11 protein-coding genes are annotated in these 13,168 nt (G+C 45.2%); 6 read left to right on the forward strand and 5 right to left on the reverse strand.

The window, feature by feature from the left end; translation table 11 throughout:
* Positions 1–109: 109 nt before the first annotated feature.
* The 5 genes from nosZ to HMPREF2608_RS08430 form a co-directional block, all read right to left on the reverse strand.
* Positions 110–2,077 (reverse strand): TAT-dependent nitrous-oxide reductase, encoded by a 1,968-nt coding sequence (gene nosZ / locus HMPREF2608_RS08410; RefSeq protein ID WP_070826625.1) that lies wholly within the window; start codon positions 2,075–2,077, stop codon positions 110–112.
* Positions 2,078–2,186: 109 nt separating this feature from the next.
* Complete coding sequence (locus tag HMPREF2608_RS08415) at positions 2,187–4,463, reverse strand: NosR/NirI family protein (protein ID WP_283122308.1); 2,277 nt, start codon at positions 4,461–4,463, stop codon at positions 2,187–2,189.
* A 490-nt stretch (positions 4,464–4,953) separates the two neighbouring features.
* Positions 4,954–6,015 carry a trimeric porin PorB gene (porB, locus tag HMPREF2608_RS08420; RefSeq protein WP_070826626.1) on the reverse strand — a complete coding sequence of 354 codons (1,062 nt, stop codon included), beginning with the start codon at positions 6,013–6,015 and terminating at the stop codon, positions 4,954–4,956.
* Positions 6,016–6,328: 313 nt separating this feature from the next.
* Positions 6,329–7,174 carry a tRNA pseudouridine(38-40) synthase TruA gene (gene truA / locus HMPREF2608_RS08425; RefSeq protein ID WP_070826627.1) on the reverse strand — a complete coding sequence of 282 codons (846 nt, stop codon included), beginning with the start codon at positions 7,172–7,174 and terminating at the stop codon, positions 6,329–6,331.
* Between the two features lie 226 nt (positions 7,175–7,400).
* Entirely contained in the window at positions 7,401–9,386 is a 1,986-nt protein-coding gene (locus tag HMPREF2608_RS08430; RefSeq protein WP_084824616.1) for a motility hub landmark protein FimV, read from the reverse strand.
* Between the two features lie 353 nt (positions 9,387–9,739).
* Between HMPREF2608_RS08430 and HMPREF2608_RS08435 the strand changes: the two genes are divergently transcribed.
* From HMPREF2608_RS08435 to dtd, 6 genes are all read left to right on the forward strand, one after another.
* Positions 9,740–10,273, forward strand: coding sequence for a septation protein A (locus HMPREF2608_RS08435; protein WP_063069207.1), 534 nt, complete (start codon positions 9,740–9,742; stop codon positions 10,271–10,273).
* Positions 10,273–10,563, forward strand: a complete 291-nt coding sequence (locus HMPREF2608_RS08440) for a YciI family protein (RefSeq protein WP_070826629.1) — start codon at positions 10,273–10,275, stop codon at positions 10,561–10,563. Before HMPREF2608_RS08435 ends, HMPREF2608_RS08440 begins: the two co-directional genes overlap by 1 nt.
* On the forward strand, positions 10,560–10,832 hold the full coding sequence (locus HMPREF2608_RS08445) for a BolA family protein (protein ID WP_070826630.1): 273 nt from the start codon (positions 10,560–10,562) through the stop codon (positions 10,830–10,832). The genes HMPREF2608_RS08440 and HMPREF2608_RS08445 overlap by 4 nt, the downstream gene beginning before the upstream one ends.
* A 51-nt stretch (positions 10,833–10,883) precedes the next feature.
* Positions 10,884–11,756 carry a peptidyl-prolyl cis-trans isomerase gene (locus HMPREF2608_RS08450; RefSeq protein ID WP_070826631.1) on the forward strand — a complete coding sequence of 291 codons (873 nt, stop codon included), beginning with the start codon at positions 10,884–10,886 and terminating at the stop codon, positions 11,754–11,756.
* 44 nt (positions 11,757–11,800) lie between these two features.
* The gene (locus HMPREF2608_RS08455) at positions 11,801–12,565 is read left to right on the forward strand and encodes a peptidyl-prolyl cis-trans isomerase (RefSeq protein WP_070826632.1); all 765 of its coding nucleotides are present in this window, start codon (positions 11,801–11,803) and stop codon (positions 12,563–12,565) included.
* 98 nt (positions 12,566–12,663) lie between these two features.
* Positions 12,664–13,125, forward strand: coding sequence for a D-aminoacyl-tRNA deacylase (gene dtd / locus HMPREF2608_RS08460; protein ID WP_003748635.1), 462 nt, complete (start codon positions 12,664–12,666; stop codon positions 13,123–13,125).
* Positions 13,126–13,168 lie beyond the last annotated feature (43 nt).

Genomic DNA, 13,168 nt, shown 5'->3' on the forward strand with positions numbered 1-13,168 from the left:
GATGGCTTTCATTTTGTGGCCATATCGGCCGACAAACAACTTTGCTATAAAGGCCGTCTGAAAGAATGTTTTTTCAGACGGCCTGAAGAATTAAATCATCAAACCGAAATTATTTTGGTTTAACAATCATTTGGCCAGACATTTCCATGTGCAATGCGTGGCAGAACCATTGGCAGTAGTACCAGTGTACGCCTGGACGGACAGCTTTGAAGGTTACAGAAGATGTAGCTTGCGGGCCAATCTCCATAGCAATGCCATAACCTTCCAAAGTAAAGCCGTGAGTCAAGTCTTCAATGGTCTCAACGTTGGTTACATATACGGTAACTTCGTCGCCTTGGTTCACTTCAAATTGAGGAACGCTGTAAGCAGGCGCAACGGCAGTCATGTACACGCGTACTTTGTTGCCTTCACGTACGACTTTGGCAGCTTTTTCCAGCTCAACACCGTCTTTTTGAGCTTGTTCCAAAGCTTCTTGCCAGAACCATGGGTCTTTGCGGTCCCAAGTTTTGCTTGGGTTCACTTTAGACGCAGCAACCAAGCACAAGTCGTGTGGTTCGGCAAAAGTCGGATTGTCATGCACCAGACGCATTTCGTCGCCGGAGATGTCGATCAATTGGTCACACTCAGGTTTCAAAGGACCGGCATTCAAGAAGCGGTCTTTAGAGAACTTGTTCAAAGATACCAACCATTTACCGTCGGCTTCTTTGGTTTCGCCCATGGTAGTGTGGTTGTGGCCCGGTTGATAGTGAACGTCGAGTTTTTGTTTGATCGGATCGATTTTCTCGCCTTTATAGGCTTTAATCGCATCGTCGATGTTCCATTTCACCATTTGGCTGTCGATAAACAATGTAGTATAGGCATTGCCGCGACCGTCAAATGCAGTGTGTAATGGGCCAAGACCCAGTTGAGGCTCGGCTACGACAACATCGCGCTCTTTGATTTTACCTGCAAACAAGTCATCCAGTTTGCTGACATCCAATACGGTAACGGTTGGAGACAGTTTACCGTTGAGCATGATGTATTTGCCGTCAGGGCTTGCATTACAGCCGTGAGGAGAGTTAGGAACCGGGATGTAACGAGTGTATGGAGAGTTGGCTTCCGCACGACCGTCCAACATTTTCACGCCGTTAACTTCTTTGAAGTCGCCTTTTTTGATGCCTTCTTCGATGGCGGCCAGGTTAAATACCACACACCAGTCTTGTTCGTTAGAAGATGCACCTTGTACAGTCAGAGCGCGCTCAGAGTTATAGCAGGTAGAGAAAGAGTATTTACCTTGGTAGTCGGCATCGCCATTATCCAAGTTACCGTCTACCAATACTTGCCATGCGATGTCCATGGTTTCGCCGTTAACTGCAGTATAAACGGCATTCCAAGTTTTAGGATCATCCCATTTGCCTACGCCATCAACAGGAACGATATGCTCACCGTTGGCAAATACGTAGCCAGTTTTCGGATAGCGTTGAGGACGCAGACCGTGAACACCTGAAACGTTTGGAATTTCAACGATTTTATCGGTTTTCATCACATCCAAGCGGATACGGCAAACGCGGTTGTTTGCTTTATCGTTGGCATATGCATAGCGGCCGTCGTAAGTTTGATCGGTAAAAGACAAGTGCGGGTGGTGCAAGTCACCGTTAGGGTAGCAGCGCAGACCGCTGTCTTGCAGGAATTTACGGGTTTCCGGTGTAATTTTTTCATTCAAAATACGCAGGCTCTCGTTGGTACGACCCCAACCGGTAGCGCTGTCCATATTGAATACAGGGATACGCATCAACTCACGCATAGAAGGTACGCCGATCAAGCGCATTTCGCCTGATTGACCGCCTGACAAGAAACCGTAGTATTGGTCAAGCTCGCCTGGACCGACTTCGGAAGTTTGTTTGCCCGGTTCGGCAGAATGAGCAGCGGCTTTTTCGGCAGGTGCAGCACCGGAAGCAGCGGCTTTATCACCCTCGCCGTTAGAGCAACCGGCCAAGCCCAACAAACCGGCACCGGCAATACCTGCACCGGAAGCAGCGGCAGTACCTAAGAATGAACGACGGCTTAAGCCGTTTTGTTCTAATTTTTCGTCTGACATACGACACTCCTTGGATAAAATCCGGCGGCCGATTTTTCAGACGGCCTGCCGATGAAAAATTTTCTAAGTCGGGCTGCCGATACAGCCCTCTTTTTTTATTGATAAATTACTACTTGTCGACACTGATTGCCGATTCTTTTTTAACAAACTGGACAACTTGTTCTTGGGCATTTTGCGTCGCTGCCGCATCATGCTGTTCAGCTTTTGCCGCCGCTTGTTTTTGTTTTTTCTTATTCGTTGCCACTACTTGAGGACAACGCGTATCGTGATGATACATTACCTGACAATGCAGACATTGGATACATTCGTTCGGATGAATGTCGCCTTCAGGTGCGATTGCCTGTACTGGGCATTCGTGTGTACAAATCTGGCATGGGTTACCGCACATTTTATAACGGCGCAGCCAATCAAACACACGGAAGCGGCCCGGCAATGCAATACCTGCACCCAAAGGACACAGATAACGGCAGAAGAAACGTTCGATGAACAAGCCTGCAATCAGCAAAGCGGCGGCGAACAGAACAAACCACCATTCACGCATGAATTTCAAAATAATTGCAGTTTTGAAAGGCTCAATTTCAGCAAATTTTTCAGCCGTACCCAAATCGTACAGGGAAATTGCCAGCAAAGCGAAGAAAATTACATATTTAATCGCACTCAGACGGGTATGCAACAAGTGTGGCACTGTAATTTGTTTCATACCCAATTTTTTAGCGATACGGTTGGTTAACTCTTGCAATGCACCGAAAGGACACAGCCATCCACAGAATGTACCGCGGTTCCACAACAGCATGGTCGCCGCTGTAAAGAGCCACAGAATGAATACCAGCGGATCCATCAGGAAGAATTCCCAGTGGAACTCAGTCAAAACAGCTGAGAACAACGTCAAAGTATTCACTACCGATAATTGTGCCTGAGCATACCAGCCGATATAAAACAGCGTAAAGGTCAGGAAACAGAGACGGAATCGGTCATACCATTTTTCGTAACGGACAATCCAATCTTGGAACAGGAATACCAACAGAAGAATTGTCAAAGCAATACCGACAACCACGATTTGACCTTGTTTGGCTTTCCAAACCTGTTTCCAAAGTTGGTTGGATACGCCTTCCTCAGCCGTTGCATCTTCTGCAATACCTGTACTTTCTTCTGGAACAGAGGCTGCCGCAGCCACCGGCTCAACCGGTGCACTAATTTCAACCGGCGGTGCTTTAGGATCGTCAACGTAGTAGCCTTTTGGCAATTCATAATCCAAATCGGCAGTTACAAATGCCTTATCATTTACGCTCAATACGCGTTGAATCATCAATTGCAAACGCCATGGTTCAGCACCATCAAATTCCACACCTTCGGGAATAGTGAACCAAGAAACTTCTTTAAATGCAGGCGCACCTTCTGCGGATAAAGCAACTACACGTTCATGTTGCGCATCGGTAAAGCGGAAGCTGGTATCGCCTTGAATCATTTCAATACGGTCAAAGATACCACCGCGGACATAACCCGAACCTTTCCAAGAATAGCGACCCTCGCCGGCCACCATCACGGCTTCTTGGCCAGGTTTCAAACGTTTTTGCAGGTTGTTCCAACCGGCTTCACCTAAAAGGCTTTTACCGATGGAAGGTTGGCTAACCAAGGCAACATACAGATCAATAAATGTATCATTACTATCGCCCTGCTCCGCATGATCTGCCACACCTGCTTTACCGCTTTTCTCAAACAGTTTATTGATTTCGTCGATAGAAATATGCAGATGGCCGACGGCTTTTTGTTCCAAAAGCGCATTCCAAGACTGAATGTCTTGTTTATCAGGATTCACAGCACGACGGGGACGGGTTTGAACCGCAGGCTCATTTGCAGCTTGTTCACCAGAAGCGGCAACAGCACCGGCTTGAGTCGCTTTATCAGTACCCAAATGATATTGATGAATAACCGATTTGACAGAACGCTGAATACTGTCGTTAATCACCATTAACGTTACAGTCGCACCACTGATGATATCACCAGGAGCCACACCAGGTTGAGGCGGATTTTTAATAAAATTTAAGCCGATATATTTGTCGATGAATTTATCGACACGGGATTGCGGGATACCGATCAGCATAATCGGCTCATGGTGTTCAACCAATTTTGCGCCGGCAATAGTGCCATCATTGGCCAAAGCAACCATCGTATCGATCGGTTTGCTCGAATAACCGCGCGTATTGACCACGTCAGTTGTGATATAAACCAAGCCAAGCTGCTCTTCGCCCTTGTACACGCGAGCAACCAAGGGCTTACCTTCAGGCTTACCGTAGCGATCAGCACCGGGGAAAATTTCAGACGGCTGAACTTTTGCCAAGAAATCAGGCAAGCGCTCCGCGTAAGCAGGCAGGCTTACTATCATCATAGAAAATACAGCAAACAGCACAAGGATTCGTTTCCAAATGCCACTTAAGCACTTCATTTCAAGACAGGACATGGCTATTCCCGATATATCGATACTCTAAACACTGATATTATATGAATCATCCATCAGCAATAATTTGATTAAAATCAAGTTTACAAATCTTAAAACCAAATTCTACATGCTAATAATACTTTAGAACTATATTAAACAATCCCATCTTTAGCAGACATGAAACACAGTGAAATCAACCCGATTCAACAAATCTTATTATATTATTAATTTATTTATAATAATACTCAAAACAATTCCCAAAATTCTATTTAGCATATATTAAAGCAGAATACAAAGATTCGATTTTAATTTCAATAGGCCGTCTGAAAATAATCTAAAAACTTTAACCTTCCATTCTTTCAAAACAAAATATATTTTCCACACAAACAAAAAGAGCCTGTATAAAACAGGCTCTTTTTCAGACTAATCTTAAGTCAGATTAGAATTTGTGACGCAGGCCAACAGTACCAGCAGTTTTCTCGTATTTGTTGTCGCCTTTGCCTTCTTTCAACCAGCCGGCAGACAACAGGGCAGAAGTACGTTTAGAGAAGTCGTAGTCAGCACCAACGATAACTTGGTTGTAAGCGCTGTTCTCTTGTTTCACGCCGTTTTCTTTAGCTTTGAAGCCGTGAGCGTAAGAAACACGAGGAGTTACGTTACCGAAGCGGTAAGCAGCAGTTGCACCAACTTCAGTACGTTCATTTTTCTTAGCACCAACTACGTCAGCTTTGAAGCCTTCGTATTGACCTACAACAGCAACCATCAGGTTGTTAGCATCGTAACCAGCAGTCAGACGGTGAGCTTGGTGATCTTTGTAAGTACCAGCAGCCAAAGTTTTATTGTGGTTGAATACTTCCAAGTAATCATCAGTCAAGTCAGCACGTTTAGCATAAGAACCAGCATAGCGACCGAAGAAGCCAGAGTTTTCGTAGTTCAGACCCAAGTCGTAAGATTCACGACTTTTTACGGCATGTACACCTTTGTCGGCAGGGTTAGCATTGTCGCGAGGTTGGTATTGTACGCTTGCGCTGAAACCACCAAATACAGGGGTATCGTAACGTACAGATACTTTACGAGAATCTACACGTTTGATTTTACCCAATTGCAGAGCGTCTTCGTTAGCCACACTAGATTCCCAAGGGTCAAAGCTGTCACTGCTGTCGTTCAGAGCAGTATTCAAGTTACCGGCACGAACTTTACCGAAACCGCCTTCCAAACCCAAGAAAGATTCACGGTTAGCGAAACCAGAGTCACCACCGGCGATAGAAGTTCTTTGTTCAACTTGCCAGATAGCATTCAGGTTGCTACCCAAGTGTTCGTGGCCTTTGAAACCGATGCGAGAGCCGTAGTCAGCAATCTCAGTAGCAGTTTTAGAAGTAGTCTTACCTTCTTTTACTTTAGAAATTTCAACGCCGGCTTTGATTTGACCGTACAGAGTCACATCAGCCATAGCTGCAACAGGCAGAGCTGCCAAAGTCAGAGCAATCAGAGATTTTTTCATTGCTGTATTCCTTTTCTATTGTGAAGAAATAACTTAAGCAGACCAGACAATCCGCTTAGGCTTACATTATCGCTGGAATCAGCGATTCCATGACTGTTACTATAATTGCTCCTCTCTAAAAAAACAAACTTTATTCAATCCATCCCCACTACCCCTGAAACCCAGCAAAGGGAAACACAGCCCCAAAAAGGAAATTTATTATTTAAAATCAATGATAAATTTCTTTTAAAACCAACTGTGCATTTTTACAACACTTTATTAATTTACACATCAATCACGCTATTTTGTTGCTTTTATACCAACAATCCGTCAATTAGGCCGTCTGAAAAACATTACCCGAAACATCCATCCACTCAGGCAGAGGCAGTTTTACCACCCCAAACTCATCGGGATAATCAACGCCTGTTAAATACAGGCCGTCAGACATAAAAGTCGGAGGTGTTTTCAATCTGCTTCTTGCATGAAAGATTAACTGAAATTCATCCACACTGATCCTGCCACTTCCTACATATACCAATGCGCCCATGATATTGCGTACCATATGATGCAAGAATGCATTTCCATGCAAATCAAGGCACAGATAACGAGAAGTTCCACTAATCTTTGTACTATATAGTGTCTTTATAGGGGACTTCGCCTGACATTCAGCTGCTCGAAAGCTGGAAAAGTCATGTTCACCCTCCAACAAGGCAGCAGCCTGCCTCATCAGATTTAAATCTAATTTCAAATGCGTCCACCCTACTCTGCCAACCAATAATGGAGAACGAACCGGTGAGGATTCCAATAAATAACGATAATGGCGGCCATAAGCATCAAATCGGGCATGAAAATGAGATGCAACTTTTTGCGCAACCAACACAGCAACACCATCAGGCAAATGTGCATTGACACCTCGAACCCATGCTTGCTCCGGACGACTTACTGATGTATCAAAATGCACTACCTGAGCAGTTGCATGCACACCCGTATCCGTCCTTCCCGCAACGACGGTATTAATTTGTTCCCCTGCTATTGAAGACAACGCCTGCTCCAAGGCCGTCTGAACAGTCGGCAAATCCCCAGCCTGTTTTTGCCAACCATAAAAACGGCTACCGTCATAAGAGAGGGTCAAAGCCCAGCGCTGCACCAGATGCCCTGTTATATTTCCTTGCTCAGTCATTTCTTATACTTCTTGTAAATTGATATTGTTGCCTACGCTCAAGCAACAAATATTAAAAAGGCGTGATTAACACACGCCTTTCATGTATTTCAGACGGCCTTTATCTGCGAACATCATAATAAAGCTGAAATCTTACCCAACTGACAATAGACTCAGCCAAAATCTTGCTTTTTAATTTACCATAAAAAAGATGCCGTCTGAAACGGCATCTTCATTTGACTGGTACTTATGCGCCAAGTTCTTTCATCAGTTTTTGGGCTTTATGCAGAATATCGCCTTCAGCCTCTTCAATCAGCGCTTGCAATGTTTCTCGAGCCGCTTCAGGATCACCGATTTCGATATACATCTTAGCCAAATCATATTTAGCTTCAAGCGGTGCAGTCATGCCAACTGATTCTGAAACAAAGCCTCTTTCACTATTGCTTTTATCGGCGGCTACTGAAACATCTTCAGCTCCCCATTCCAATGCACCTTCTTCAATCACAAACTCAGAAGCAGCTTCTTCTTTCTCTACTTCTTCTTTGGTTTCTTGAATTTGCAAGTCTTGATCTTGCTTGACCTCGAATGGCAACGCATGACCGTCTGAAGCTTCAGGGGTTTCTACCGTAAACTCGAGTGGCTCTTCATTTCTTGACTCAGAGACTTTTTTCTCTGCCGCCAAATCAAACTCAGCAAATGCATTTGCCTGCTCTTCTTTACGTTCAGGCATAACAACAGATACTGGCTGATACGGATTTTCTGGTTCAGGCTCGTACACGCTTTCCGTTGATTCGATATTATCCCAATCAGCATGGCGACGTTGCTCTGTCTCAACATCATGCGTTACTGCACCTGAAAGAATACCTGCCTGACTATTGTCAATCTTACCCAAATCAAGTTTGACATCATTAATATTGGAAGATTCTTCTACTTCATTGATAACCACATCATCTTCAAAATCGTCTTCAATCAGCAGGCCGTCTTGAGTTTTTTCAGACGGCGTTACTTTAGTTGCAGCAACCGCAGCAGCTGAAGCAGCAACATTTTTCTGTACAGCCTCCTCTTTATCCTTACGGCTTACAGGTGCCGCTTCTGGCTCGTCTTTACGTTTACCGGCAGCTTTCAACAACAACCAAACAGCAATAAGGGCTGCACCGCCTGCCAACAACCATTTCCATAAATTGCCGTCTGATTCGCTTTCTGTTTGCTCCGCAACAGAATCAGTGGTTGCAACAGGCTCAGAAGCCACTACGTTCTCTTGAGCATCAGAAGCCATAGCTTCTTGAATATCGGACGTAGGAACAGTCGATGCGGCATTTTCATTAACTGCCGCAGATGCTGCTTGTTCTGTTTGTTCAGCTGAAGCTTGTTTTACTTCTTCCTGTTGTTGTGTATTTACGCCAGCATCTTTGACCTGAGCTTCAGTTTGAGCCTCAGGCTGAACAACAGGTTTTTCTGTTTTAGCCTCTGTTGTATTAGCGGTTTCATTGGCTTTTTCTGTTGCCGTATTAGTTTTAGCAGGAGCAGAAGCAGCCAAACGTTGCAATTCGCTACGGTTTGGAATATTCAGCACCTTACCTGCCAACATACGGTTGGCATTATTATCGATAAACACATCCGGGTTGGCATTTACCAAAGCCTGGATGGTTTGATCCAAGGTCATACCTTGCGGACGGATGCTGGACGCAATGGCAATCAGGGTTTCACCCGTACGCACCAAATGCTGTCTACCTGAACGTGCAGCCATGTCGTTTTTAGCAGGGGCCGTCTGAACTTGTTTTTTCTCAGCCTTACGCTGCACATCCTTACGCGCTTGAATTGCCTGATTACCTGCTGCTTTATTATTTTTCGTTGCAGGCTGTTGGGCATTGCGCATCGGCTCGGAGGATTGAGATTCAGCAGCCGGACGAGTACGAACAGATGCAGCATCTTTAGAATCATATCCGGCCGGATCGATAATAGCGGTGTATTCACGCGATTGCGCGCCAACACCTACTTGGAAAACCAAAACAGGATCTTTGATGGCTTTAGAGGAACGAATGGTAACGACTGCCTTATCGCCTGATTTGCGTACCGCCGCGCGCAAATTACCATTTGAAATAGTGGCCTTACCGCCATTAAGCAGAGCCTGAGCTTCCTCGCCAGTCACAGTGATACTGCCTGTAAAAGGCTCACCCAAATGAGATTGAACGTTTAAGCCACCCAAACCTGCAGAGGCACTGAGCGATGTCATTAAAGCGATAGAAGCTGTAATTAATTTAATATTGTGATGTTTTTTCAAAACTGATCCCCTGTTCGGAAATTATGGTACTGACCAATGTGCGCGCATTTAACCATATATTTACTAGATATTACGTCATGATATATTTTTAACCCATTCCTGCCAAGCAATAGAGGCTATTCAGCCTAAAATTCCTTAGCAAATCTATTACTTTTGCATGCTTGTGTTTCTTTTTTACAAATTTCGCCAACCCAAAACAAATATTTCATATGGATATATGTGGTATTAAAGTCATAAGGAAAGGTGCAAAAAAACACATCTGCCTGTATGATTAGCATTTACTCAATTAGTTTCATCATTAACATATGAAAGTTTTGAGCGACTTATTCGCCGTATTCTTATTTTTCATCACATACATCATCACCAAAGACATGATTGCCGCAACGACTGTTGCGGTTATAGTCGGTATTGCCCAAGCTGCGCTGACCTTTTGGAAACACCGCAAGCTGGACACCATGCAATGGATCAGCCTGATTTTGATCGTCTTTTTTGGCGGTGCAACGATTTTACTGAAAGACAACCGCTTCATCATGTGGAAACCGACCGTTCTGTTTTGGATTGGCGCAATCGTCATGCTGTTTAGTCATCTTGCCGGTAAAAACGGGCTAAAAGCCGTGATGGGTAAAGAAATGCAGCTTCCTGATTTTGTATGGACGCGCCTGACTTATGCATGGATTGGCTTCCTGATTTTTATGGGGGCTGCCAATCTCTTTGTCTTTACGTATTTTCCAGACCAATGGGTCAATTACAAATTGTTCGGCACATTGGGTTTCACAATCATTTTTTCTATCGCACAGGGCATGTATCTGATGCGTTTCCAGCCTAAGGAGGATCAATAATGGAATATTTCATGCTTTTGGCCACTGATGCCGAAGATGTCCACGAAGCACGCATGGCAGCCCGCCCTGCTCATTTGGCACGCTTGGAAGAATTGAAAGCGCAAGGCCGTCTGCTGACTGCCGGCCCCAATCCTCTACCAGACAATCCGGAACGCGTTTCCGGCAGCCTGATTGTGGCTCAATTTGAATCTTTGGACGCAGCACAAGAATGGGCTGAACAAGACCCTTACGTCGATGCTGGCGTATACGCAGAAGTATTGGTTAAACCCTTTAAAGCCGTGTTCAAATGAGCAATATGCGTCAAATTATCGAGGAACGCCTGCAGGCGCTTGAGCCTGAATTCTTTGATTTTGAAGATGAAAGCCATCTGCATGCCGGCCATGCCGGCAATAAAGGCGGCGGGCATTACGCCATAGTGGTGGTCAGCAACGCATTCGAAAACATTGGCCGCCTCCAGCGGCAACGTATGATTAAGCAGCTTTTGCAGGACTTGTTTTCAGACGGCCTGATTCATGCACTCAGTATCAAAGCAACCACGCCGGACGAATACTTCCATTAAGATTACTGCCCAAACTTTGATTTCCAATCATTAATTTAAAAGAGAAATACGATGAAAAAAACCTACTTTGCTTCAACCTTGATGCTTGCCCTGGCTTCCGGCACCCTGTTTGCCCAAACTTTGGTCACCGTAAACGGCCAAGCCATCGACAGCAGTGTTATCGATGACCAAGTTGCTTCCGTGCGCGCCAGCAACCCGAACGTTCAAGACACGCCTGAATTGCGTCAAATGCTGACTGAACGCCAAGTTATCAGCACTGTTGTGACCCAAGAAGCCAAAAAATTAAAACTGGATCAAAGCGCTGAATTCAAAGCTGCATTGGAGCAAGCGCGTGCCGATGCCGCCAAGCAAGGTGCAGATAAAAAAGCCACATTCAAAACCGAATGGGCAGTTTTCGAAAATGATTTGTTAGGCCAAGCTTTCGCGGCGCATATCGTCCGTCAATATCCTGTTCAAGAAAAAGATGTCAAAGCCGCTTACAACGACTTCAGCAACTTCTATAAAGGTACTCAGGAAGTCCAATTGGGCGAAATCGTAACCGACAGCAGCAGCAATGCCCAAAAAGCCATTGCCGATTTGGACGCGAAAAAGAACTTTGTTTCGGTATTGAACCAATACTCAATTGACGAAGCGGCCAAAAAAGCTGGCGGCATCCCTAAAGCTTATGTTCCGCTTAAAGATTTACAAGAATCAGCGCCTCCGCTTTACGCAGCTATCAAAGACCTGAAAAAAGGTGCGCACACTAAAACGCCGCTGCAAAACGATAATCTGTACGCCGTTTTCTACGTCAATGACCGCCGTAATGTTACCGTGCCTTCTTACGAAGCCGCTAAAAACGAGATTGGCAGCGACTTACAGGCAGCCCGTGTTGATGCGGCCATTCAATCATTGCTGAAAAAAGCCAGCATCAAAGTCAACAAATAATATAACGTGCCCGCCGTGATGGCGGCGGGCAATAAGGAACTCACATGAACATCAAGCCCAAAACTGCCGTTTTGGCTATCCTCGCCCTATCAACCGTCGGCTTGGCAACCGCCAAAGCACCTGAAATCGATCCCGCGCGTATCGACAGCATGGTCGCCGAAGTGTTGAGACAGGCCGATCAACGTCCCAACCAGACTGCCAAACCTGATGGTCAGGCAATCCGCAAAGATGTGATTACACGTTTGCAGACTTTGGAAATTTTGAAAAATGAAGCCATCAAAGCCGGTTTGGACAAAGATGCAGAAGTGCAGAATCAGTTTAAAAACGTTGAAGCTGAGTTTTATGCCAACCAATACGCTGCTTATCTAGAACGTCAAACTGTGGTTGACGATGCCGAGTTGCGCCGTTTCTACGACCAGCAAACACGCATTATCAAGCTGCAACAAGTCAGCTTTGCTTCAGCCGACGAAGTACGCGCAGCGCAAGAACTGCTGCTCAAAGGCTTATCATTTGAAGAACTGATGAAACGCTATCCCAACCCCGAACAAGAGTTCGATGGCTTCATCTCTCCACAGCAGCTTCCTCCTCAACTGGCTACCGCTTTTGCCAACATGAACCGAGGCGATGTAACACATGAGCCGATTCAAATGGAAAACCGTTTTTATCTGTTTAAACTCAGTGCAGTAGAGCATGATCCGAATGCCGAACCTTTCGAGCTGGTACGCAACCAAATTGCCCAAGCAGTTAAACGGCAAAAAGTTAATAATCAGATCGAACGTATCTTGAAAGAAAACGGCATTAATCCGTAAATTGATTCAATGGTTTCAGGCCGTCTGAAACCATACTCCAACCCAAAGGGCGTGTCTTTTACGCCCTTTTTTACAAACTTTTTTTATTCAAAAACATCATGCGCGCCGTTATTCAAAAAGTTACCCAAGCCAAAGTTGACGTTTTGTCCGAAAACTCCCGCGAAACCTGCGGCAAAATCGACAACGGATTTATGATATTGCTCGGTGTTACCCACGCCGATACGGAAGCAGACGCCAAATACATTGCGGATAAAACCGCCAACCTGCGCATCTTTGAAGACGAAAACGGCAAATTAAATTTATCGCTCAAAGATGTCGGCGGCTCGATATTACTGGTTTCCCAGTTTACCCTTTACGCTGATGCGCGCAGCGGCCGCCGCCCTTCTTTCTCCAATGCCGCGCCTGCAGAGCAAGCGGACAAGCTTTATCAATACACCGCGCAACTTTTGCGCGAACATGGTTTGACAGTCGAAACCGGAAGATTCCAAACCCATATGCAGGTTTCCCTTTGTAATGACGGGCCGGTTACCTTATTGCTTGATTCGCAAAAAACATTCTAAATCTCATCAAAAAAGGCCGTCTGAAAGATTTCAGACGGCCTTT

The sequence above is a fragment of the Neisseria sp. HMSC064D07 genome (assembly GCF_001837185.1).
In the GTDB taxonomy this organism is placed as follows: domain Bacteria; phylum Pseudomonadota; class Gammaproteobacteria; order Burkholderiales; family Neisseriaceae; genus Neisseria; species Neisseria flavescens_C.